The 24,538-nt window shown below is 44.8% G+C and carries 24 protein-coding genes and 1 riboswitch; of the genes, 6 read left to right on the forward strand and 18 right to left on the reverse strand.

Annotation, left to right across the window (positions count from 1 at the left end):
* Window positions 1-102: 102 nt before the first annotated feature.
* On the forward strand, window positions 103-1,029 hold the full coding sequence (gene rsgA, locus NQ117_RS10955; protein WP_258278233.1) for a ribosome small subunit-dependent GTPase A: 927 nt from the start codon (window positions 103-105) through the stop codon (window positions 1,027-1,029).
* Between the two features lie 394 nt (window positions 1,030-1,423).
* Here the strand turns inward: rsgA and NQ117_RS10960 are convergent, their stop codons facing one another.
* Window positions 1,424-2,494 (reverse strand): MBL fold metallo-hydrolase, encoded by a 1,071-nt coding sequence (locus tag NQ117_RS10960; protein ID WP_258277971.1) that lies wholly within the window; start codon window positions 2,492-2,494, stop codon window positions 1,424-1,426.
* A gap of 278 nt (window positions 2,495-2,772) precedes the next feature.
* Between NQ117_RS10960 and NQ117_RS10965 the strand changes: the two genes are divergently transcribed.
* Window positions 2,773-3,903, forward strand: a complete 1,131-nt coding sequence (locus NQ117_RS10965) for a virulence factor (RefSeq protein ID WP_258277972.1) — start codon at window positions 2,773-2,775, stop codon at window positions 3,901-3,903.
* A gap of 396 nt (window positions 3,904-4,299) precedes the next feature.
* Here NQ117_RS10965 and NQ117_RS10970 read toward each other — a convergent pair whose 3' ends face one another.
* The 4 genes from NQ117_RS10970 to NQ117_RS10985 all read right to left on the reverse strand — a co-directional run bounded on the left by NQ117_RS10970 (window position 4,300) and on the right by NQ117_RS10985 (window position 9,651).
* Window positions 4,300-6,270 carry a methyl-accepting chemotaxis protein gene (locus tag NQ117_RS10970; RefSeq protein WP_258277973.1) on the reverse strand — a complete coding sequence of 657 codons (1,971 nt, stop codon included), beginning with the start codon at window positions 6,268-6,270 and terminating at the stop codon, window positions 4,300-4,302.
* Window positions 6,271-6,397: 127 nt separating this feature from the next.
* The gene (locus tag NQ117_RS10975) at window positions 6,398-7,531 is read right to left on the reverse strand and encodes an ABC transporter permease (protein WP_258277974.1); all 1,134 of its coding nucleotides are present in this window, start codon (window positions 7,529-7,531) and stop codon (window positions 6,398-6,400) included.
* Complete coding sequence (locus tag NQ117_RS10980; protein WP_258277975.1) at window positions 7,528-8,691, reverse strand: ABC transporter permease; 1,164 nt, start codon at window positions 8,689-8,691, stop codon at window positions 7,528-7,530. The genes NQ117_RS10975 and NQ117_RS10980 overlap by 4 nt, the downstream gene beginning before the upstream one ends.
* A 12-nt stretch (window positions 8,692-8,703) precedes the next feature.
* Window positions 8,704-9,651, reverse strand: coding sequence for an ABC transporter ATP-binding protein (locus NQ117_RS10985; protein ID WP_258277976.1), 948 nt, complete (start codon window positions 9,649-9,651; stop codon window positions 8,704-8,706).
* Window positions 9,652-9,875: 224 nt separating this feature from the next.
* On the opposite strand from NQ117_RS10985, the gene NQ117_RS10990 reads away from it, so the two are divergent.
* From NQ117_RS10990 to NQ117_RS11000, 3 genes are all read left to right on the forward strand, one after another.
* Window positions 9,876-11,030: a sensor histidine kinase gene (locus NQ117_RS10990; RefSeq protein WP_258277977.1), complete on the forward strand. Its 1,155-nt coding sequence runs from the start codon at window positions 9,876-9,878 to the stop codon at window positions 11,028-11,030.
* Window positions 11,031-11,059: 29 nt separating this feature from the next.
* Window positions 11,060-11,752, forward strand: a complete 693-nt coding sequence (locus NQ117_RS10995; protein WP_258277978.1) for a response regulator transcription factor — start codon at window positions 11,060-11,062, stop codon at window positions 11,750-11,752.
* A 158-nt stretch (window positions 11,753-11,910) separates the two neighbouring features.
* Window positions 11,911-12,102: riboswitch (Lysine riboswitch) on the forward strand.
* 131 nt (window positions 12,103-12,233) lie between these two features.
* Window positions 12,234-13,694 carry an amino acid permease gene (locus tag NQ117_RS11000; RefSeq protein WP_309137865.1) on the forward strand — a complete coding sequence of 487 codons (1,461 nt, stop codon included), beginning with the start codon at window positions 12,234-12,236 and terminating at the stop codon, window positions 13,692-13,694.
* A 117-nt stretch (window positions 13,695-13,811) separates the two neighbouring features.
* Here the strand turns inward: NQ117_RS11000 and NQ117_RS11005 are convergent, their stop codons facing one another.
* The 9 genes from NQ117_RS11005 to NQ117_RS11045 form a co-directional block, all read right to left on the reverse strand.
* The gene (locus NQ117_RS11005; RefSeq protein WP_258277979.1) at window positions 13,812-14,537 is read right to left on the reverse strand and encodes a DUF4097 family beta strand repeat-containing protein; all 726 of its coding nucleotides are present in this window, start codon (window positions 14,535-14,537) and stop codon (window positions 13,812-13,814) included.
* Between the two features lie 87 nt (window positions 14,538-14,624).
* A complete protein-coding gene (locus NQ117_RS11010) occupies window positions 14,625-15,332 on the reverse strand; it encodes a CPBP family intramembrane glutamic endopeptidase (protein ID WP_258277980.1) in 708 nt (235 codons plus the stop codon).
* A gap of 218 nt (window positions 15,333-15,550) precedes the next feature.
* The gene (locus NQ117_RS11015) at window positions 15,551-16,453 is read right to left on the reverse strand and encodes a transglutaminase domain-containing protein (protein WP_258277981.1); all 903 of its coding nucleotides are present in this window, start codon (window positions 16,451-16,453) and stop codon (window positions 15,551-15,553) included.
* Between the two features lie 287 nt (window positions 16,454-16,740).
* Window positions 16,741-17,691 carry an alpha/beta hydrolase gene (locus NQ117_RS11020; protein WP_258277982.1) on the reverse strand — a complete coding sequence of 317 codons (951 nt, stop codon included), beginning with the start codon at window positions 17,689-17,691 and terminating at the stop codon, window positions 16,741-16,743.
* 96 nt (window positions 17,692-17,787) lie between these two features.
* Window positions 17,788-18,447: a bifunctional 4-hydroxy-2-oxoglutarate aldolase/2-dehydro-3-deoxy-phosphogluconate aldolase gene (locus NQ117_RS11025; protein WP_258278235.1), complete on the reverse strand. Its 660-nt coding sequence runs from the start codon at window positions 18,445-18,447 to the stop codon at window positions 17,788-17,790.
* Window positions 18,440-19,456, reverse strand: a complete 1,017-nt coding sequence (locus NQ117_RS11030) for an ROK family protein (protein WP_258277983.1) — start codon at window positions 19,454-19,456, stop codon at window positions 18,440-18,442. Before NQ117_RS11030 ends, NQ117_RS11025 begins: the two co-directional genes overlap by 8 nt.
* 151 nt (window positions 19,457-19,607) lie before the next feature.
* Window positions 19,608-20,066: a TM2 domain-containing protein gene (locus tag NQ117_RS11035; RefSeq protein WP_258277984.1), complete on the reverse strand. Its 459-nt coding sequence runs from the start codon at window positions 20,064-20,066 to the stop codon at window positions 19,608-19,610.
* 3 nt (window positions 20,067-20,069) lie between these two features.
* Window positions 20,070-20,402 carry a TM2 domain-containing protein gene (locus NQ117_RS11040; RefSeq protein WP_258277985.1) on the reverse strand — a complete coding sequence of 111 codons (333 nt, stop codon included), beginning with the start codon at window positions 20,400-20,402 and terminating at the stop codon, window positions 20,070-20,072.
* Window positions 20,403-20,591: 189 nt separating this feature from the next.
* Window positions 20,592-20,930 (reverse strand): TM2 domain-containing protein, encoded by a 339-nt coding sequence (locus NQ117_RS11045; RefSeq protein WP_258277986.1) that lies wholly within the window; start codon window positions 20,928-20,930, stop codon window positions 20,592-20,594.
* Window positions 20,931-21,277: 347 nt separating this feature from the next.
* On the opposite strand from NQ117_RS11045, the gene NQ117_RS11050 reads away from it, so the two are divergent.
* Window positions 21,278-21,487, forward strand: coding sequence for a hypothetical protein (locus tag NQ117_RS11050; protein WP_258277987.1), 210 nt, complete (start codon window positions 21,278-21,280; stop codon window positions 21,485-21,487).
* Window positions 21,488-21,634: 147 nt separating this feature from the next.
* Here the strand turns inward: NQ117_RS11050 and NQ117_RS11055 are convergent, their stop codons facing one another.
* The 4 genes from NQ117_RS11055 to NQ117_RS11070 form a co-directional block, all read right to left on the reverse strand.
* On the reverse strand, window positions 21,635-22,123 hold the full coding sequence (locus NQ117_RS11055) for a DinB family protein (RefSeq protein WP_258277988.1): 489 nt from the start codon (window positions 22,121-22,123) through the stop codon (window positions 21,635-21,637).
* Window positions 22,124-22,138: 15 nt separating this feature from the next.
* The gene (locus tag NQ117_RS11060) at window positions 22,139-22,639 is read right to left on the reverse strand and encodes a HugZ family pyridoxamine 5'-phosphate oxidase (RefSeq protein WP_258277989.1); all 501 of its coding nucleotides are present in this window, start codon (window positions 22,637-22,639) and stop codon (window positions 22,139-22,141) included.
* 117 nt (window positions 22,640-22,756) lie between these two features.
* A complete protein-coding gene (locus tag NQ117_RS11065) occupies window positions 22,757-23,533 on the reverse strand; it encodes an ABC transporter ATP-binding protein (RefSeq protein ID WP_258277990.1) in 777 nt (258 codons plus the stop codon).
* Window position 23,534: 1 nt separating this feature from the next.
* A complete protein-coding gene (locus NQ117_RS11070) occupies window positions 23,535-24,521 on the reverse strand; it encodes a FecCD family ABC transporter permease (RefSeq protein WP_258277991.1) in 987 nt (328 codons plus the stop codon).
* Window positions 24,522-24,538: the final 17 nt, after the last annotated feature.

Consider the following 24,538-nt stretch of genomic DNA (forward strand, 5'->3'; position numbering starts at 1 on the left):
TGGGTACCGGCGCGCGTGGCGCTATCGCACAAGCGCCTGTACCGGGTAATCGGCGCCGGCGGCGAATGGCTCGCCGAGCCGTCAGGGCAAGCGCGGGCGAGCATGCCTACGCCCGCGGACTGGCCGGCGGTAGGCGACTGGGTCGCCGTCGTCCCACGGCCGGCCGATGGCCGCGCGGTGCTCGCAGGCGTGCTGCCACGGCGAACGCGCTTCGCGCGCAAAGTCGCGGGCATGCGGTCAGACGCGCAGATTGTCGCGGCCAATGCCGATACGGCCTTGCTCGTCACATCGATGACGAGCGACTTTGAGCCGCGGCGGCTGGAGCGCTACGCCGCGCTTGCGTACGACAGCGGGGCTATGCCAGCTGTCGTGCTTACCAAAGCAGACGCCGTCGCTGACGCTGCGGAGGAATCCGCCTTCGTCGCGCAGGCGATGCAGGCAGTGCCAGGCGCCGAAGTGTTCACCGTGTCGGCACAGAACGGCACAGGCATTGACGGCCTGCTCGCCTATCTCGCCCCTGGCTCCACCGTCGTACTGGTCGGTTCTTCAGGTGTCGGCAAGTCCACACTTGCCAATGCCCTCACTGGCACTACGAGAATGGTAACGAATGCTGTGCGCGAAGATGATAATCGAGGTCGCCATACGACGACGCATCGTGAGCTAATGGCGCTTCCCAATGGAGCGTGGCTCATCGATACGCCTGGCATGCGCGAGGTTGGTCTCATTACCGGAACCGATGAGGAATCCGGATATGGCATTACACAAGCATTCCAAGATGTTGAATCGTTTGCCGAGCAATGCCGCTATCGCGACTGCAGTCATAAGCAAGAACCTGGCTGTGCGGTACATGCCGCTATTGAATCTGGCGAGCTGGATTCCTACCGACTGCAGGCTTATCGTAAGCTTCAACGCGAGCTGGCTTATGCAGAACGCCGTGAAAACGAGCAAGCGAAACGGGCCATGAATGAAGCGGGTAAAAAGCTTGCGAAGTATGCGAAAGCAGCTCAACGCAGCAATCCTAAACGCTAACATTCAGCTCTAGCTAACATTCAACTTATATTTAAGGTACTATCATGCGCTATCGTCCATCTCACAAATGATTGATAATCTCGATGCGATAGAAGCAAGACCTTAACCAAACCATTACCTTCTTTTATTAACAAACAGGGCTATCCTTATAGCAGCTGAATCGATCTAGCTGGCATAGGATAGCCCTGTTACTTTGTGATGCTGCATAGCCTGCTACATACCTCTAGAAGAAAAAATATACGATTCTCTTCTTTAAGCACTTAGCATCGGGTTTGGTATTAGTACTTGGTAGTTCGTACTTAACTTTCACATTTTGCATTTACCATACAGTAATTAGACCCTCTAGCTTATACTGCACTTACTGCACTCACTACTCAAACACGCCTTCCCACTATTATTCATCGCCTGATTTAACAGGCAACTGCTGTCCCTTCCACGTGTCACCAAGCAGCAGCAAACGCACACGCTCAGGATCAATGCCAAGACGTTCTCGTTCAGCCATCAAGCGGTCGATTGCCTCTTTTGGTGTATCGTCCGCTAATTTGAAAGCACCGTAATGCATCGGAATCATCAGCTTAGCACCAACATCTACAAACGCCTGCAGGGCCTCTTCTGGGTTCACATGCTGCGCGTTCATAAACCATTCAGGCTCGTAAGCACCTATCGGCATCAGTGTTACATCAATATCGAACCGCTCTCCGATCTCCTTAAAACCGCGGAAGTAGCCGCTGTCTCCTACAAAGTAGATCGTGCTCACATTATCTACATATTGCTCCACAGCTTTAGCGCCGCTTTCCTTTTTCTTCGTTGCCTCTAATGCACTCTTACTTGCATGCGTTTCGATATCCTGCAGAGATGCCTCTATACGCTCAAGCACATATCCACCCCAATGAGAGCGATTCATATCGGTCAAAGAACGTCTCGTCCAATGTTGAGCAGGCACGAATGTCACGTTAACTTGGTCGATTGTTATCGACTCCCACCACTGCAGCTCCACAATATTTCGGAACCCTTTACGGGACAACTTCCCTTTTAAGCCAACAGGGACAATAATGATCGTTCGCTCTGTCGCGAGTTGACGAAGAGAGGCAACATGCAAATGATCATAATGAGAATGGGAAATGAGCACAACGTCCACTTCCGGCATATCCTGTAACGGAATTCCAGGTGGGCTCAACCTTTTTTCCAGCGCCATTTTTATTGCCCATACTGGATCTGTCACGATATTTAGTCCACCGATTTGCAACAAAAAAGTAGAATGTCCAATCCATGTAATCGTCGTTTGTGACCGATTCTCGTTCAATGCAGCCAAATTGGGCTCCACATGTGGAATGACGTAAGAATAGTCCTTCTTGCGGAGACGCAGACGACGCTCCGAACGCCAACGCTTGAACTGCTTCCACGTCTTCTCGGTCATAACATTATCCATATTGTGATATTTCCGAGTTGCTCTAGAGCGTAACATGCCTTCACCTCGCTGATGTTTATATAAAAAATCAAATTGCTTTGCTTACTCTATTGCTCCATATACTCCATAATTACACACCTAATAATGAGTACACTCATAATCACATTACAATCTTTAATGTTATATATCGTATCATGGGAACAATCCCTTTTCCAACGACGCACATTGTACCTATTTATGTACGTTATACCCGAACTTCATTTACTTGATTCATTGTGAGGGTGCGATCTATCATGTACAATAAATGTACTCGCATTAAGCAAGGAGGATCAGATATGAAACTCATTCGCATCGAACCAACACCAAGTCCAAATAGCATGAAGCTGCAATTGGACGAGCGTCTGGATGAAGGCATTAGACGTACGTATACGCCTGAGCATAAACAAAATGCGCCGCGTATCATTCAACAGTTATTAGACATCGACGGCGTTAAAAGTCTATTCCATACCGCAGACTTTATTGCACTCGATCGTAAGCCGAATAACGATTGGGCAGTTATTCTGCGTCAAGTTCAAGATATATTTGGCTGGTCTCAAGAACAAGGCACTGCTGCAGAAGAAGAAACAGGGAACTACAGCTTTGGAGAAGCACATGTGTATGTGCAGTATTTCCGTGGCATTCCTATGCAAATTCGTGTACAAGCAGGCGGACAAGAGGAACGAATCGGTCTTGGGGAAAGATTCGTAAAAGCTGTCCAAGAAGTTGCCAGCGCAACGCTGATCAAAGAGCGCAAGCTAAGTGAATATGGTACACGCTACGGCGACCTTCCTACTATTGCACGTGAGGTCGAGCAGGAACTTGAAGCGACGTATACAGAGGAAAGACTTCAATCCGTCATCAAGCAAGCCATCGAATCGAAGCAATCCAATGAACCGTTCGTTGAAGAGCGTATTGCTTGGGATCAAGCTGCAATCGAAGCTGGACTACAAGACAGCGATTGGCGCAAGCGCTATGCTGCATTGGAACAGTTGGAGCCTGAAGAAGCTAACTTACCTCTTCTGCAAAAACTGATCGATGATGAGCACAGCCAAGTTCGCCGCCAAGTTGTCGTTTATTTGGGCGAGATTAAGACGGAAGAAGTTATGCCATTGTTGATTCATGCTTTGAAAGATGCTTCTGTCAGCGTTAGACGTACAGCTGGCGATACGCTATCCGACATCGGCGATGCTCAAGCGATGGAGCCAATGATTACAGCGTTGAAAGATAAGAATAAGCTTGTACGCTGGCGTGCTGCTCGTTACTTGTATGATCTTGGGGATGAGCGTGCTATTCAAGGGTTAACCGATGCTATGGAGGATCCTGAGTTCGAGGTTGCTCTGCAAGCACGCATGGCATTAGAACGCATCCAGTCGGGCGAAGAAGCAGCAGGTACAGTATGGCAGCAAATGACTCGTGCTCGTGATTAATTCCATGACTGCGTTTCTAACGTAGGAAACATAAATAACATATAACAAGGAACAGAGCTGACGACGACACCATCAATCGACGTCAGCTTTTTTCAACTCATTAATGATAGAGGTGTGCCTAGATGAGCAAAGCTCGTATTTGGTTAGTATTCACATGCGGAGTTTTAGGATTAATGCTAAGTATTCACCAACTCATCCGTGCCATTATGAATCATACATCTTTCATCGTACACATCATAAGTATCGTGTTGTGGTTCATGTATATCATATCTATGTATTACAGCATAAAAAATAAGAAAGCACGCTTAAAATGACCTAACCAGGATTCCCCTAGAGCCATTTAAGCGTGCATCTCATCACTTCACTATTCGCCATTTCGTGCTGTTTCTGTTCTCTTTACGACTCCAACTTGTAGCGGCTTGTTACCTGCTGCAAATCATCAGCTACCGATGCCAAATGATTAGCTGAAGCAGCAATATCCTGCATCGCTGCATTTTGCTGTTCACTTACCGCAGCCAGCGTCTCAATCTCCGAAGCGACTTTTTCCGTCACTTCAAGGGATTGATCGAACGAATGAATCATTTCTCGATTCGTTTGTGCCAGGTCTTTACTTACCCTAGCTGCATTCGTCAACTGATCGCTAACCGTCTGAATCACTTGGAACATTTCCGTCATCCGTCCCGTAAGCTGATCGGTCAACTGTCTGCCGCTGTTGACAGACTCCGTTCCTTCTACCATCGCTTGTGAGACAGCATCCGTCCGATTGGCAATCTCCTCAATTAAAGTTGTAATTTGTTCTGTCGCCTGTTGGGCTTGTCCTGCCAGCTTGCGAACTTCATTGGCTACAACCGCAAAGCCTCTTCCCTGCTCCCCAGCATGTGCGGCCTCAATGGCTGCATTCAGAGCAAGCAGATGAATTTGTTGAGACAAGTTCTGAATAAAGCCAACGATCGTCTGTATATCTTTAGACTTTTCCTGCAACAAATCGGTCTCCGTTTGAACTTGGTATGTGTGATCCATAATGGTAGACATCTGTTCATTCACAACTCGTAAGGAACGCTCACCATCTACCGCCCAAGCTTGGATTTGGTTCGCATTAGCAGCAGAGCCTTGTACAAGCTCAACGACATTTCGCAGCTTGCCATTAGCCTCAGTCGCCATCTCGTTCACATCCGTCAACTCTTGCTTCATCCCGTTAGAACGATTGTTTATTTCCTCATAGGAAGCCGCCACTTGTTGAAGCGAAGCGACATTCTCTTCCGAGTTGGCAGACAACTGTTCCGATGAAGCTGCAAGCGTATTCGCTGTATCACGAAGGTCTCGCATCACACTCGCAAGTGACACAGCCATCGTATTGAACTGATTTTCCAATAGTCCAATCTCATCGTTCCGTCGGCTTGTATTTACCTTCACATCCAAATCCCCATCTGCGATTCGCTTCGACATTTGCTGAAGCCGAATAATAGGAAGCAGGATCGATTTAATAAATGCAAACACACCTATTGATATAAATAGTAAAATCAGCCCCAAATAAAGAATCGCTTCACGATACAGTTGGTTCTGTACCTGCTTGATCTCCCCTTGATCCATAACGCCGACAACATTGAGCTTCAGCTTATTATCTCGATTAAAGGAAATAAAATGCTGCTTCTGCTCATTGTTCACCATTAGGTCACCTTTCAAGGCGGTCTTCAAGGCAACATATTCTCCTTCCAGCACCGTGCCTGGCTTATAGTCAGGATGAACGATGACTTGATTGGAGTCATCCAAAAGCGCAATATAGCCATTTTCACCAATCTTAAAGCTTGAAGCCATCTCAGCTAGCCGCAGCGTATTTACATCCAGCCCCATTACTCCGCTGCCATCGCTCAAGGTGCGAGAAAACGTAATGACCATCCTTCCTTCACTGTCCTTACGAACTTTGGAGGTGATGATCTTGCCTGGGCTAGCTAACGCCTCCGTATACCATGATTGTTTATTAAAGCTTGCCGTTCCTTGGACTCCGTCACTATGATGCAATCTGCCATCAAGCACGACAAACGCTGCCAAAATTTTATCGGTGTCCTTATCCATCGTTGTTAAACGAAATTGCAGCTGCGCGTCATTTGTTCGTATTTCCGGCAATGATTTTTCCATCGCTTGAAAGGCAAACACATAATCATTAAACATTGCATTAATCGATTCCGTCATCGTGTGAGACATTTTCGCCACTTGTTCTTTCTGGGCGTCAGACAATTCATTAGTAGCGCTAGTGGTAAGCAGCCATATAAGTCCTATAGTAGGTAATAAAATGAGTGCAAAAATAACTACCGAAACTTTCTTCTTAAGTGAGTTGCGAAGTGTCCATATACGTGGATTAAGTTTCAAGGCCCTTACCCCTTTGTCTCCGATTAGTCATTTCCATAGATGCCCACACTATATATATCGGTTATTCGACAAAAACGTGTAGAAGACCTTTCTATTACAACATCAATTCGACAGCCTATACGGACTACTACCCTTCCCTCGTCGCTGGACGAAACGCAGATACACCAACACCAAGAAAAATAATCGTAAATAACAGCAAAACACCGATCGGAAGAACGACAGTATTCAAGGAAGCACCCGCTTCCAACTTATCCAGTGCATCCAACACCCAGCGCTGGGGCACATAATAGGAAATCCGCTGCATGTATGGCTCCATAATGTATACCGGCCAGAAGCATCCGCCAATCATACAAGTTGGAACGATGATCCCATAACCAACCTGAGTGAACCGCTTCATATCCGTTAAGAACGTGCTAATCATACAAAGCGCCCCGAGGATAGCTAACAAGTATAGTTCCAATAACAAAAACTGTTCTACGATTGAAGTCGATATACGAGCCCCTAGAACTAGGTGTACAATGACCAGTACAACAGCAACTTGTATCGTTCCATTTGCAAATGCACCTAAAAAATAACCGAACGATATTTCAGAGTTCCGTACAGGTGCAGCATAAGCGCGAAGCATCGTGCGATTATGGCGATCCTCAATCATAACGCTGACTGCTTGTAGCCCATTCATAAAGATGAACATTAGGAAAATGCCCATAGCTATCCGCATCGAGACAGAGGAACTGGATTTTTCCGATTCCATTTTCAGTACAGGTCTAGCTTGCAAATATTCCGTGTACAGCTTTTCCTTACTCTCGGCTGAAAGCTGTTGTCCTTGTTCAACCTTCCCCATATCAGCTAGGAAGCGCTGCTGCTCTTGGACAAACTGTTCTAAAGCCAGCTTGACGAGCGCAGATTGCTCACTTAAATTCTTCTGATACATGTCCACTTGAAGTGTGGAGCTGTTCATCAGTGACTCACTATAGGAAGCAGGAATAAAAACACCAAATCCTGATTTTTCAGCACTTTGCTCCAATTCCACTATGCTAGCAGCTTGTACGACTTCAAATCGCTCTTCCAATTGAGCCTTCAATTGTTTGGACCATACTGATTGATCCTCGTCATACCAAACGACTACAGGAACAACACTCGTTATCGTTGTAATCATGATCATGAGCACGACCGCGGTTGGCAGCACAAACGTGAGAAACCAAGCGCGTTTGTTCACTAATATTCGATGAATATAAAACTGAGCAATTTTCAGTGCATTCATCGCAGTACCGCCTTTCGTACGAAGATAAGAGAAAATGTACAAAGCACGAAAGCCATTGCTGCGAGTATACTAAGCCCAAACCAGATTTCATTCCAGCTTGCACCTTTCATAACACCAGTCAATACATCCATCGCCCAATACGATAGCGTGAACTGACCTACACTTTCATGTACAGCCGGTATGATGAAAAATCCTCCACTAACTGCCGTCATAAATACGATGACCGTTTCAAGAAACGTTTTCATCGTTTGCTGGGATTTGAACCAAGTTGCTGCAATTAACCCTAAGCTCAGAGAACAAACTAACACGAGGGCGCACACAACAAACGTGATTAATGAAGAAATGCCCCAATCTACTCCATATACGAATGACGCAAATCCAACAATAAATGCAGACTGCAGCATGCCAAATAAGAAATGACCCATAATTTTTCCACCTACGAAATCGGCCATGCGTATCGGCGATGCTATCGTACGATGCAATGTTTGATTTTGACGATCCGAATAAATGGACTCCGAAAGTCCTCGTCCCGTATACAATAAGAACATGACAAGCATGGCGACCGCATAATACTGGATCGCTGATACCATCTCTGCATTAGCCGAATTTACATGGACAATCTCACCCTCCACAGTTGGTACAGCAGACGCTTCTACCGCTGTATCTTCCACTATTTTAGAAGGATCAATCCCTTGCTTTATAGCCGTAATCGTCATGCCTACCTTAGCGTTAAAAGTGTCTAGCAGCGTTTCCATCGTAATATTGGACATCGTGAGCGTGCCTTGAATGCCAGTAAGCAAAATGGGTTCTGATTGTATCTCTTGTGAGGGAACAATGACACCGTAATCTACAATTTGATTTTTCACATCACGACGCAGCTTGTCTTCCGTTTCATAACGCTTAAATGTGACATGTTCTTTTACTTTCTCATGCTCTGCCCAATCATCAAAAGCTTGCTGTATAGAGCTGTTTTCCCCCACAATGACACCAGCGGTTAATTGCCTCACCTCAACGTCTGATTGCTTGAATGTACTCATCCCAGACAAGGAAGAACCTAGTACAAAAATTAAAATTAGCGGCATGACAAAAATTACGAAAATAATGCTTTTCTGCGAAAAATTCATTCGCACCTCGTTAAGGGCAATCGTTAACCAGCGCATCTGTATCTCCTCCTAGTCCCGCAGCTGTCGTCCTGTCATAGTAAGGAACAAGGTTTCTAAACTTGGCTGCTCACGTCTAATCGAGCGAACAGGAACGGATTGCTTGCTCAAAACGAACAAAATATCCTGTAAACTTTCTTCTCCATGCGGCAGCATTAATTCCAAGCAAGCCCCTTGCTGTGTTACCTGAAGGACTGACGGATGGCGTTTAAGTTCAAGCACAGCTTCACTTACCTGCTGGTCGGATACAGGGAAAATTTCAACGAGAACTTTTTCATCTGAACCAATCTGCTGTCTCAACTCTTCCTCTGTACCCTGTGCAATCAATCGACCTTCATTCATGATGCCAATCCGTGTCGAAATCGCTGATACTTCCTCCATATAATGACTTGTGTATATAATCGTTGAACCATCTTCATTCAATTTGCGAACCGATTCTAAAATGTGATTTCGTGAGTGAGGATCGATTCCTACCGTCGGTTCATCCATAATAATAATGCGCGGCCGATGCGCGATCGCGCAGGCGATATTAAGCCGTCGCTTCATTCCGCCAGAGAACGAAGCAGGCTTATCATGCTGCCGCTCTGTTAGTCCTACTCGCGCTAAAGCTTCATCCGTTTGCTCCTGCAGTTGCTTCCCTTTAAGCCCATACAGCTTACCGAAGAACAGTACATTATCACGCGCTGAAATTTGTTCATATAGAGCCAAATCCTGCGGAACTAAGCCTAGGCTAGCTTTTGTGCGCAGCGGAGAACTCTTAACCGAATGTCCATCTACCCATATATCGCCTTGATCAATCGGCAGCAGACCGACAATCATTTGGATCGTGGTGCTTTTTCCAGCTCCATTTGGGCCGAGCAAGCCATAAATTTCACCTTCTTCAAGCTGAAAACTTAAATGATCTACAGCTACATGCTGATTAAATCGTTTTATAATTTGGTCCACCTTTAATATTGTCAACGTCTGCTCCCCCTCGATCATAGCTATTATCACTTCCCACTATGCTCACTTCTTCTGTTTCTTTCGTATATGAACTTCTCTACTTGTCGTCTCAATTCTAATCGTATATCGATTCATCCTATATGACAGGTCAATTTCGTCACTTTCTACCTATGACTAAAGTCATAAATAAAACAAATGAACAGATATAGCATGGTATAATTAACCATGGAGGTGGCAGTACGGTGTTGACACGTCACATTACGGTACTTATTCAGATCATGCTTACGATCATCACTTCAATTGTCGCTATATATACCGATGACGTATTCCGCTATTTTCACAATTACGATGAGTATTTTTTCTGCATATTCCTTTACTTGGGCTTGTCCCAGATTAGACAAATGTGGATTCCACAGCGCTGGACAAAGCTTTGTTTTGCCATCGAGCTTCTGTATTCCTTATTCCTTATCTATGCTTTTTCAACTATGCTGGTTTTCCTATTTATAGCGACGTGGATCACATCACCAAAGTTATGGGATTGTTCTTACTTATTGAAATGGTTAATTGCATCTTGGCTTGGGCTCCAGATCGCTTTCATCAATATATCCTGGACAGAAACGATCCATTTCAATGTAGTAACAATCGTCATAGGCATACTTCTATTTGGGTTAAGACAGTACGCGGGAGAAAAGAAGCGCTTGATGCTGCAAAATGACGAACTGCGTCAACAAATCTATGAACTGCAGCAGTCCAAGCTCGATATGATTCACTATGCACGAGCGATCGAGGAGATGAGTCAAGCTGAGGAACGGAGCCGAATCGCACATGATTTGCATGACGAGCTCGGGCATCAATTTATACGTCTCAAAATGATGATGGACGCCTCTGTAGAAATTTCAGCAACGAATCAAGAACAAGCCTTTACACTGTTCTTCGAGGTTCGTTCCCAGTTGGCTGCCTGCATGGAACTTATGCGTTCCACTGTAAAGAGGCTAAAACCAGCCGATCATCGACTACATTCCTATTCTTTAGAGCGGCTGCAGCAGGAGTACGAAAGTGCCAAGTTTACGGTCGATTATCATGTAGAGGGCATCCCTTATGTGTTGTATCCAAGTGTTGAAATTGCCTTGTATCGCAATGCTCGGGAAGCTTTGACCAACGCAATCCGACATGGTGGTGCTTCTAAAGCATCTATTATCGTGCACTATGAGCCGAGTCAAGTCGTCCTGCACGTTTCGAATAATGGTCAGCTTCCATCGGAACCTATTCAAAAGGGAATGGGCATGAGGGGAATGCAAGATAGAGCTCACACGTTGGGTGGGAATATCGAGATCATTACAACACCTTTATTCCGCATACAGACGAAGCTGCCTATCCGCAACAAATACATAGATTAGGACAACTAGATACGAGGAGGTTCACAGCGATGGCTATTCGGTTGATGATTTGTGATGATGATGTATTTATTCGTGAAAGCTTGAAGCTAATATGCCAACTGCAGCCTGACTTTTCGGTCATCCATACTTGCGGGAGCGGAAATGAGGCAGCATCCCTTGTATCGGAACAGCCAGTGGATGTGGTGTTAATGGATATGCGCATGCCAGACGGTGATGGTGTGGAAGGAACACGCCTCGTCAAACAGCTGTGCCCCACTACAAAAGTGCTTATTTTAACTACTTTTGATGATGAGCAGCATATTATAGATGCACTGCGGCATGGAGCGAGCGGTTATTTACTGAAAAACAGTGATCCATCACGCCTGATGGAAGCAATTCGCACCGTCCATAGTGGAACCGTGCTTATGGATCCATCGGTTGCGCTGAAGTTGGCTCATCTGCTGCGGCACTCAAATAGCGGCACAACTACGACCACATCTGCTCCTCAACCACAAGCAGATACACCCGTTATTCCGAATTGGGAGCGATATCAGCTCAATGGCTCTGAGCAAGCAATTATCCAGCATATCGCTAACGGTTTATCCAATCGTGAAATCGCTTCTACCCTATTTTTAAGTGAGGGAACGGTCAAAAATTATGTAACCGAAATACTAGCGAAGCTGGAGCTTCGCGACCGGACACAGCTAGCCATTTGGTACTGGAAACAGCTTAGTCGACAATAGGCATTATTGTATCATTCAAGTGCTTTGTTACTGTTTATGAAAATTACAGTAAATATTTTCAATATTGCAAGAGCCGCTATAATTGCTTTATACTACTGTGTATATTATTGCTGTATCATCTTTAACAACATCATTTTTCAAATCCTCATCAACTCCAAAGGTGAGGTAGAGGTTGCGGATGTTAATAGTACGTGAAGGGAGACGGGAAGCGTCTACGAACTTCATGGAAAGGAACAACCGCCGAAGTCTGTACCGTTCTAACTTCCAAGGTGCAGGCTGGGGCTGCTGTCGAAAGACGCAGCACTGCCATATTCGGATTACCCGTCCGTCTATGGAGCGCTATCTTGACCAAGGGGCTAGTTGAGACGGAATATAGAACCGTCCTAGCGACTATCGCTTAGACGGTTTTTTTATATTTTCTGTGGCAACATGCACCTTTTCGGTCATACTATACCTAACATCTAAGGAGTGTGCCGACATAATGAGTAACACAACAGATAATCAAAAATTGAAACGGCATTTAAAAACAAGACATTTAACGATGATCGCATTAGGCGGTTCGATCGGTACAGGCTTATTCCTAGCAAGTGGCGGCGCAATCGCACAAGCAGGACCTGGTGGTGCACTGCTCGCTTTCACTGCTGTCGGTATTATGGTTTACTTCCTAATGACGAGTCTTGGTGAGCTCGCTACGTATATGCCGGAGTCCGGCTCATTCAGCACGTATGCTTCACGCTTCGTTGATCCAGCGCTTGGCTTCGCTCTTGGCTGGAATTTCTGGTTTAACTGGGCGATTACGATCGCGTCTGAACTAGTAGCTGCTACATTAATTATTAAGTACTGGTTCCCAGATTCAAATTCGTTCTTATGGAGTTTCTTATTCCTTGGCATTATTGTAGCGTTGAATTTATTATCCGTTAAAGGTTACGGGGAGTCCGAATACTGGTTCTCCATGATCAAAATCGGTACCGTTCTTATCTTCCTAGTGGTCGGCCTACTTATGATTTTTGGTATTTTGGGCGGTGAGCGTACAGGATTTATCGGATTTGATACCTTTACTACAGGAGACGCACCATTCCATGGCGGCCTGCTTGCCTTGCTTGGCGTATTTATGGCAGCGGGGTACTCGTTCCAAGGAACCGAGCTTGTTGGTATCGCGGCTGGTGAAACCGACAATCCACGTGAAAGTGTACCAAAAGCGATCCGTCAAATTTTCTGGCGTATCCTGTTGTTCTATATTTTAGCGATTTTCGTTATCGCGATGCTTATTCCTTACACAGACCCACGCCTTCTAAAGGGAGCTGTTACGGATATCAGTGTAAGCCCGTTCACCTTGGTGTTCGAAAAAGCAGGTATCGCATTTGCAGCCTCGGTTATGAACGCAGTTATTCTAACATCCGTGTTGTCTGCTGGTAACTCTGGTATGTACGCATCCGCTCGTATCGTATATGTGTTGGCGCAAGAAGGCAAAGCACCTCGCTTCCTTGGCAAGCTAAGCAAACGCGGCGTTCCGGTTAATGCGATTTTGCTTACAGCTTCTATCGGTATGCTGGCTTTCCTAGCTTCCTTCTTCGGAGACGGAGCCGTATACTTCTGGTTACTATCTGCCTCTGGTATGTGCGGCTTTATCGCTTGGCTCGGAATCGCGATCAGCCATTATCGCTTCCGCCGCGCTTATGTGAAGCAAGGACGCAAGTTGGAAGATCTCGCATATCGCGCGCGCTGGTTCCCATTCGGGCCGTTGTTCGCATTTGCGCTTTGTTTAGTCGTTGTGATCGGACAGAGTCTACCGATTCTTGTCGCTGGAGACTATCACTGGCTGGATATCGTGATGCCGTATGTCGGACTTCCGTTATTCCTTGCTGTATGGCTTGGCTACAAAATCAAATATAAAACAAAGGTTATTCCATTGGATCAGTGCCAGTTAGATAGCCCAGAATAAGTGTTAGCTAAATAGCGGCTGATACGAACGATAATGATGTACAATACGCGCCGTAAGGTCGCATGAAAAAAGAGCCCGCTCTCTGTCACAGACAGTAGAAGCGGGCTCTTTCTCTATTTATTTATTATTGTTATGGACTGATCCTGACACTTGTTCAATAATCGCATCTCCAGACGTATCAGACTCGACACGAACATTTCCTTCAATTTGTTCAATACGCAAGTTGCCGCTTCCATCCTCAATCGTAATATTCCCTTTTACCTGCTCAATTTTCACATTGCCGCTATCATCGATGACCGCTATCATTCCAATATGATTAGATATTTCAATCTCACCTGATTTATCCGTGATATTTACATTTCCTTGGCTACTCGTAAGTTCAATATCACCGGAATCATCCACTAATTCGAGATCGCCCTTCACCTTTTGGAGCTTTATATCACCTGATTCATCGGCAATATCCAACTCAATATCCCGCGGAACTGTTAACGTAATATCCATCTGACGCATATCTACCCCCCATGAGGATGGCAAGGAATTAACGAACTCCGCTTCCTCCCCACGCTCTGTAAACGTCATCTTAAACTCTTCCGCCGAAATCTTTTCTGTACGCTTAATTTTCGCCACCGCTTCTATTTTATCAGTTTGATCGCTACCAACTATCGTAAGATCACCCGATGGATTGCTAACCCGAAGCTTCTTAATAACTCCTGCTTCGATCTGTGCTGTTTGTTGTTCTTCTATGATCTTGTCTGTACAACCTGATACAATCGTCATCAACGCTGCCGTCGCCAATGCATAGCTAATTGTTGTTATCCGTGACTTACGCCGTCTGTTCAACATATCCACCCCATATTATTTGTCTGTATGATCTATCCGACGGTTCTTCCAGGTTTTACCCTTCAATATTGTTAGAGTATCCTTTTATTATTAGCCAAGGGATGTCAGCAACACAGCAATCGCATTTATAGCGCCATGAATAATCATCGCTGGCCAGATCGAATTCGTCCGTTCATACGCCCACGCAGTAACTATCCCGCACAAGAAGTTAACCGGCATCGCATTATACGTTGGAATATGAATAATCGTAAAAATGGAAGAACTAAGAAAGATACCCCCACCGACACCAAGACGTGTGCGCAACCAACGATATAAAAAACCGCGATAAAAGATTTCTTCGTAGATGGGTGAAATAATAGCTGCTGATATAAATGAAATCGAAACAGCGAACACCGTTACATTTTGCTGCATTGCCTCTGTCTTACTATTATCGTAGGAATTCCCGACTAGAAGTACAGTCAGTTCCATCACTACTATACTGCCAACGAGATACAAAAGCGTCCAACCGACAATACGCCACCAGTCCTTTGCGGGAAACGAGCGCAAGCCTACTTCACTCCATGACAGCCTTTGTGGACGAAGTGCAATGAAGTACACCCCTAGTAGTAAAACAATTGCAATGGTAAGCCCCATCAACGTTCCTGAATACAATTCATTGCTGAACCAAGCTGTATACATAGGTGCTATTACAAATTTGATACATCCAATTACAACTCCAAACTCTAGTAGAAGCAATGCCGTAAGCTCTTTCCATGTCCATTTATCTTGCTGCTTCCAGTTCATTATGCTGCTATTCATAGGTTCCTTTCCCCTTTATCTCGTGTGATTTACATTCACTATATTGGGTGACGTAACGTCACCTGCAAGTACTTTTTTTAATTTTTTTGCAAGTTTCTAACCAATAAAAAATAGCCCGTTGCCTCCCGAGGGAAACAGCGAGCTATGTTCTCTTCTTCAAGTAAAAGAGCAAGGAACAACCCTAACAGGTTCATGATTAAACATCCAATGGTCGCTTATTATTGCTGCTTATATGTTTGCATTGCCTGTGGAAATTTTTCACGGTCCCATGTATGATCACGCCCAATTTCCTCATCACTGAGCAAGTAATACGTGTGCAAAATACGATCGCGTTTGTCTGGCACTGGGTCATTCCATGTAGCGTCCACGTGATACCACTGATTATTCAGCTGCACAATATTCCATGCATGCAGTTGTCCACCCGCATTGCCTTCAACAACACGGCTCGTTATCCCTGCATCCTCGTACAACGCTTGCAATAACAAAGCATATCCTTGGCAGACGGTGCTTCCTAGCGTAATCGCCTCATAGGCAGTGAACCTCGTCATCGTTGCATCATAAGCAAGCTGACTCACAACGAAGTCATGCAGTGTTCTCACAATTTGCTCCTCATTCATGCCAGGTGTAATAAGCCGTTTCACTTGATCTTTCGCATATTGACGCACTTGTTGGTATTGCTCGTACGTTTCTCGATACTGAACATATACAGATACTAAAGCCCCTTTTCCATATGATTTCCAGTGAAACGTATAACGGCTGACGTTATACCGAATAAATGGATTAGAATAAAGAGCATCGTTCAGTACATCCGTTAGCACCTGACTGAATTGGTCGATCGATCCCTCGTACTTAAATTGGATCATCGTGGTCCGCTGCTCCAACTGTTCTGCAAGCCAGTTCTCCATCATGTGCTCATCAGAAAAGTTAACAGATGAAGACTCTGCTTCAACATGCGGCCACGATATATAACTGCTCCACATCAATACAAAAATAAGCGTCGCTATCATCATTCGCATACTTCGATGCATCCACTGTGAACGATAATGTGCTCGATGCTTCAACACACGCTGCCTTCTACTCGGACAAACAAACGGACAAGCCTTCTCTTCCTCTTGATTCATCAAGCCACCTCCACATATGGCAAGCCTTATCATAGGATGATCCATATCGTAGCACAGTACCTATAAGAAGGATGTCACGTTATGGAATGCTCGCTTGTCACTTCCATTTCCTGTTTCTTGCAGTACTCGACAACGTCTTTCATACGTTGAGCGTATTGGAGACCTTATGCACAATAGGAAGCAAGATTAGCAGTTTGATGCTCTATAAAGAAGGCGAATAACATAGAGCAATGACTGAAATTTATGCCCATTCTACAAAAAAAAACGCCCCGTAAGCACAATCGTGCTTACGAGGACGTACATGTATCAGGACGATTTGGAGAAGCTGCTGCTTGCTTTACATGCTTATGTAGAAAAGGCAGAACACCCTCCCAAAATGCGGGATCCTGTTCGGAACAGCTATGACCATTCGTATGGACGAACATATGGGGCAATTCACAAGGCAAATCGCTTACAATCCCTTGCAATTCCGAAGGTGGAATAAACGTATCCCCCATCGAATGGATCATATACAGCGGCACTCTTCCTGAACGACGCCGTTCATTGCGAAGGATCGTCTCCCGAATATTAATGGCATCGAACTCAGCCTTATGAATTCGAGCGCGCAGAAGCCAGATACGCGGCACAAGTTGCGCCAAAGGAAAAATAGGTAGTCCTCTTCGCTTCAACTCAGCTGTTATCATCGTAAATGGATTAGCTGGCATCGAATCCGTTACCATCGCTTGTACCTCTAGTCCTTCGTCTAGCGCCAACATGGCACCAAAGCCTCCTAATGAATGGCCAATAATGCCTATTCGTGCAGCATCAAGCTCAGGACGGCTATGAGCATAGCGCACCGCCGCAAGCAAGTCATCACGAAACAACAGCGCAGATGGCGCCTTCACTGCACCGCTTTCACCATGACTTGTGACATCATAGACGATAACAGCATAACCCGTTGCTCGAAATGGCTCCACATAGCGCAGCACTCGAGAACGATTGGAAGCCCAGCCATGAGAAATAATTATGACAGGCAGGGGCTGGTTACTAAGCTCTTGATGCCAATCAGTAGGCCAGAGCAGCCAGCCTTTTAGCCATGCACTGCCTTGAAATTCAATCGATTCAAACTTCCCTGTTGGCTGTACCTCGATCGGCTTTCTTCGCGGCGATTGGCTTTTGACAGACAAGCGCCAAATAACAGAGAGAAAGAGAAGGATTAACACGACGACTACAATGATGAACAAGCTAATGAACGGCATACCCACCTGACCTCCTCTCATTTATATCCCTTAGCAAGGGCAGCTTGGCTATAACTAAAAATAGTTTACTGGACAAAACAATCTAGTCCCGATCTACTAGGCTAGATGGCGAACAGTATTCACCCATTGAGAGGCATGATCCTCTAGCTCCTGCCATGCTGCTGCTCGAATAAGGTCACCACGAACGAGCTTGGAACCAAGCCCAAATGCCGACGCTCCTGCCGTCCAGTATTGCTGCACATTATGCAAATCAATACCACCTGTCGCCATAAGCGGAATATGGCCGAGTGGGCCACGAACTTCACGTATATACTCTGAACCGAGACTGCCAAGCGGGAAGAGCTTTAACACTGGCGCCCCCGCCTTCCATGCACGCACCATTTCAGTAGGAGTCAATACACCTGGCCATACATCGATTCCTCTTGCTTGAGCGAGTTCAATCACTTTCTCATCCAAGTTCGGCGTAATTAAAAACTGCGCCCCACTGTCCAAAGCTTCTCTCGCTGTTTCTTCATCTATAACCGTTCCTGCACCGATAAATGCCTGCTCCCCAAAGCGTTCACGCCATCGGGATACGATTGCCGCGGCCCCATCCGTATTCATCGTCACTTCCAGTAAGGTAATTCCACCACGTATCAATGCTGCTGCAGCTTCATCGGCAGCCTCTCCCGTATAGCCACGAAATATCGCAACGATGCGCTGCTGCAGCAATTCAGTTGTCGCAGCAGTATGTAAAGTAGGTGCTGCCTTAGACATGGCAATCACGCACAGACTCTGACGTAGAAGTAGCTTGAGATGAAGTAGAGGTTAGTTGGCTCCATCTTGTTCGTGCGAATGCCGCACTACCAATGACACCGCCATCATCTATCAGTTCGCCTTGGCGAATTTCTAACTGCTCCAAATAACCATGATATACATGACGCTTAAGTGCTTCACGAACAGGAGCAAATAATCGCTCTCCTGCCAAAGAACCGCCGCCGCCAATAACGAGCACGTCCGGGCTGTACGCAGTAATCGCATAGGCCAATGCTTTACCTAACACAGTACCCGTATGCTGCATGATAGATTTGGCAAGCTCATCTCCTTGATCATATGCATCCGATACGAGTGCTGCCGTCAAGCTACCAGCTTCATAAGCTTCCCTCAGTATGCTGCTGCAGCCGGCCTCTAACGCCTCTTTAGCTTGGCGAACCAATCCAGTAGCGGATACGACGGTCTCCACACAGCCAGTTAGCCCACAACCGCATGGTGTAGTTTCCCCGTCCATCGCGACATGTCCAATTTCTCCAGCCATAAAACGATTCCCATAATACAATTCTCCGTTTGCAACCGTTGCCGCAGACATACCCGTACCGATGGTAACACCCAGAACTACTTTGCCGTCACGGCCAGCACCGCTCATCGCTTCACCATACACATACATTCGAACATCATTATCAATGAACACAGGAACACCTACAAGCTCCCCTAAACGCTGAGATACTTCAACGTCCGTCCATTTCAAATTCGCCGCAAATATAGTAACACCACGAACCGGATCAATAAATCCTGGGCAACCCGCTCCTACCGCAATCAAACTGCTTCGCCCAATACCGTTCTGCGCTAGCAGCTCATCAACCATCGAAGCCATCTTCTGCAATACATGCTCTTCCCCAAGCTCGGTTTCCGTTGGTTTCTTCACTTTATCAATAAGCTCATACTGCTCATTCACCAATCCGCAAACGATATTCGTACCACCTAAATCAATGCCTACCATATAACGCACGATAGCTCCCCCTCGATTATCCCAAGTTATTTCATCTCCATCATATTCCTTATTATACCATCAGTGATCTATCAATGAAGAAGTTGATCTTAATTAGCAACAAAAAAAGCTGCCTAAGGCAGCTACAATTGTACATATTTAAATACACTTTTTAAGGTCTTTGCTGATAAGCGTTAGAAGAATTAGAATTCACTTTAGACGGTACAATTTGACGCATAATGTCCAGCTCAAGTTTCTCATTGAGACGCTCTACCTTGCCTGAAATGAGAAATCCTTCAACAACCCACCATATAAGACCAATAAATATAAAGAGTAAAAAAAGAATGAGCACTACCGAAGAGTCCAGAGCTGGATCCAAACGATCAAATGTATTTACAGCAAAGATAAATAGCGAAATAGGCAGTACAATGTAAAAACACAAACCCGCAAATAGCAGAAATATGCCTGCTGCCTTTTCTCCTAAGTAAAACCTGTGCGCGCCAAATGGACCCAAGAACAACCAATAAATGACCGCATGCATTTTAGACTTTGCTCTCTTCTCATATTCATACTGAAAAGCGATCATTTGATCGGTGCTCAGATTGTACTTAAATAATAAAATGCTGTTCATAAATTAGTATCGATTGCGCAGCATTTTAATATTGTGAATAAGCTCTAATTCTTTCCGAGCATTTATTTTGTCAACTGCTCCACTGAGAAGAATCAATTCAATAACCCATAAAATCAAGTAAGGTAGACCGAACAGTAATAAGCCGAATAGAAATACGACAATGTTCAATATCCCCATACCGATGTGACCCAAATAGAAACGATGAACACCAAGCGTTCCTAAAAAAATCAAGAGCACATAAGCTAGCGCTTTAGACTTCTTCGCTCTTTCCATTTCGGATGAAACGATAACTAACTCGTCCATTGATAATTCTTTCTTTAGAATGACATTTTGCACGACTAAATTCTCCCTTTATCATAAATTTTCTATTTACCCTTAGAACTGGATCTATTATAGACTGAATTCGACAAAATTGGCATTTAATATTTACTACTCAACCCAGTTAATGGTTCTTTCGCATCACCTTTTCAATGTTTTTCTATATTTTATTCGACAACTGAAAAAGTGAAGGCTGTAGTTCACGGACTAGTAGGGTTTTCGAATTCCTCTTACACGATGAATAAGCTTTATTTCTTTTTTAGCATTAGCTTTATTTACAGCCCCACTAAGAATAAACAATTCGATTATCGATAGAATACAGGATGGTAACGGGAATATAAAAAGTAAGATGCCGAAAATAAAGAGTGCAATATTCAAAATTGCCATTCCGAAATGCCCCAAGTAAAAACGGTGAATGCCCAGCCAACCTAAAAAAATTAAAAGCAAATACGCTATTTTCTTAGATTTTTTTATTCTTTCCATTTCGGATGAAACGATGAGTAATTCATCTATCGATAACTCTTTCTTTAGTATGATATTTTTCACATTTACGGCCACCTTTTTTTCATAAATTTTCTATTCACCCTTAGAACTGGATCTATTATAGACTGAATTCGACAAAAATAGCATTTAATATTTACTACTCAACCCAGTTAATGGTTCTTTTGCATCACCTTTTCAACATCATTTCTATTCCAATGAACTATCTCTCATTTCACAAGTAAATTGATGAAAAATTGACGAAATTGCACGCACAAAAAGGAAGACTTTGGGTGTTCATTCGATATATAATAGCAGTTATAGTCTTTATTTTTACTAACTCATTCATACTCTTTCACTTTTAACTCTCTAATAGATATGTACATTCCATTCACATGATGAGGTGATTCCCATTGACCTACGTCGATATTAGTACAATTAGTCCGCAGCTGTTTGTAACCGTCTTGTTCTTCCTATTAATCGTGTGTCCGCTTGTTAGTCTAGGTATCGTTCGATTTTTCCAACAGCGCACCAAACAAGGCTTTATCTATATTGCGACAGCCCTTGTTTCCTACGTTATCTTTCTCATTGTCGCAGATTTTGTTGCTAAGACGTGGCAATAAGCTGACGAATGTGCCTTGAACATGTGATGCCTAATGAAGCAAATTTTGTATTCCGTCAAGGTTACCCTAAATATGCCGCAACAAAAACAAGCAGACCTTCCAGAAGGTCTGCTTTGCTTATTTTGTATACTCTCTATGTTTCTTACCTTAGCCTTGATCGACATGGTTCTGCTGTTCTGCAAGCTTACGAATATATGAAATTTGTCCACTGTGAATACCGGTATGATACAATGCTCTTCCTAACGCTTCTCGCGGTGTTGACGTACCGATTGGTGTCACGACCGGCTTGTCCCAATCCTCTAACGGCAGCTCCTTCATTCCCGCTATCAAGTGCTCATTGGCCGATGCTGAAAAGGAAATTAACGCTGCCAACTGACCAAGATCTTGTGGAGCATCCTTAGGTGGCCCAGCTGTCAGAAAAGTAACATCAGCAGGCGTCTTACGCTTAAAGAACCAAGCTGCAAACATATACTCCACTTCAGCATTGTGGCGGATCAAATGGGCAATAGTAGGGAACTGTTCCGAAAGTTTTAAGTCCATGTCTGACTCTTGCAAACCCTCTATCATCTTCTGAAATCGGTCACGCACTGCACTCCAAATGGGTTGAACAGCTTCAAATGGATGTGGCATCTTCATCAACCTTTCTCATACTTATTCCTTTTCTTTGCGATCTACAACGACGTGCTCCAGCATGCTGCCAGATAAATTCACATTGAAGGCTTGGCCGAAACCTACTACATAACGACCTTCAACGGGAGTAAGTTCGAATAAGGAGAAATCAAGTCCGCGCAGCAGCTTCATCATGCTTTCACCAAATGCTGCATCAAATTGAGCGAATACATCATCATGACCTTCATTGCCTAAATTAGCAGTCGTGCATACCCATCGAGCCCGCTCACGTGCAAACACATTTGGAGACTTCGCTTCATCTGCAATCATCATCACATGGATGTGTTCATTGCTGTCTACGTAATAATAATGATCCGAGATTTGACTAATATAAATGTAAAGCTTCTCGTTGTACTTTACGACAGGAGCATAGCTAATGAACGGTACTCCTTGCTCGTTTGTACTGCTGATTACGATTGATTTACAACTTTCGATAAACGCTATGTAGCGCTGCTTGGTCGCTTCCATATCAATTGGCTTCATAATAATAACTCCCCCATACTGTTCACATTACATTCCATTTAATCTATATATCCTTATCTGCGCAGATGAGGATAATGATCGAATTGCTAATTACTATTTACTGCAATCCAATTGGCTTTATGCACGCTTTAGCGGATGGATACGTGGATATTCCACTGCCTCTAGATACTGAACTTCTGCTTCTACTCCATATACATTTCGAATGATATCTGGTGTCAGTACATCTCGCGGCTTGCCTGTGGTATGAATGCTACCATTCTGAATCACATAAATTTTGTCACTATATGCGCTGGCTTGATTGAGATCGTGCAGCACCATGACAACTGTGATCCCAAGCTCTCTATTCACCGTGCGCACAAGTTCCAGCACCTCAAGCTGATGCGCAATATCCAAATATGTCGTCGGCTCATCTAATAACAGAACTTTCGGCCTTTGTGCCAATGCCATAGCAATCCAAGCACGCTGAGCTTCGCCCCCGGATAAGGAAATAACGAGCCGCTTACGAAAAGACTCCATTCCTGTATGCAAAATAGCCCAGTTAATAATGTCATAGTCATCCGCATTTAAGCGCTCATACCATTTCTTATGCGGGTATCTGCCGTAAGAGACAAGCTCCTCTACGGTCATATCTGCAGGTGTTTGATTAGATTGACACAGGATGCACATCAACTGAGATATTCGCTTACTTCCCATGGCATGCATCGATTCTCCTGCAAGGCACACTTGACCACTTTCACAAGGAATTAGTCTAGACATTCCCTTTAGCAGCGTCGATTTGCCAGAACCATTCGGTCCGATAATCGACACAATCTCTCCTTCTTGAATCTGCAGGGTGACATTTTTGACGATCGTTTTATCCTCGTAGCCAATCGTTACATTGCTAGCTTCCAGCATGTCATATATCTCCCTTTCTCATCAGATATAAGAAGTAGGGTCCGCCTACTACAGCCATTACGATGCCTGCTGGAATATCCATAGGGGCGAATAACGTTCGGCCAAGCGTATCTGCTATAAGTAATACTAGCGCCCCTAATCCGATGCTCATCGGCATCAAGTTCCGATAATCCGAACCTACCAGCAATCGTGCCATATGAGGAACGACAAGCCCAACGAATCCAATCATACCAACCGTTGAAACCGATACACCTGCTAGATAGACTGCCGTGAACGACAACACAATTCGGATCCGATTCACATTTTCACCGAGATTCAACGCTGCCTGTTCGCCCAAACGCAGTACATTGGCTTGCCGAATGCAGAAGAACGCCGCAATCCATCCTACGATAGAATAAGGCAGCAGCATCGTTACATCTCCCATGCCTTTGCCAGACATACTGCCGTTCAACCATTGCAGCGCAGCAGGCAGCTTGTCACTATAAAGGAGTGATAATAGTCCAATTAGACCTCCGAACACGGAGTTGACGGCAACCCCAGATAAAATAACTCGAACAGGAGACAACCCTTTCTTTTTCCATGCTAATGCATACACCATTATCGCTGCCAACGTTCCTCCTGTAATTGCCGCAAATGGTACAAACGAAGAATAGCTTGGCATAACCAGCAAAATGAACAACACGGAAACAGCCGCTCCACTAGATACTCCAGTCAGGCCGGGGTCAGCTAAAGGATTGTTCATAACTGCTTGCAGCAGCGCTCCTGAAATCGCAAGGTTAGCGCCAATGATAATAGCTAAAGCAACTCTCGGAATGCGAATGTCCCAAATAATTGTATCCGGCACCGCACCTCCACTGCCCGTCAAAGCAGCGATAATTTCGAAAGGCGAATATTTTACACTTCCTAAAGCAATGGATAATATAACGGCAATGACTAGCAGGAGGAATGTCAATCCGATCGTTATGCTTTTATTTTTGTAGGCGAGCACTGGTCTTCCTCCCATTC

The organism is Paenibacillus sp. SC116 (genome assembly GCF_024733555.1).
GTDB lineage: Bacteria > Bacillota > Bacilli > Paenibacillales > Paenibacillaceae > Paenibacillus_B.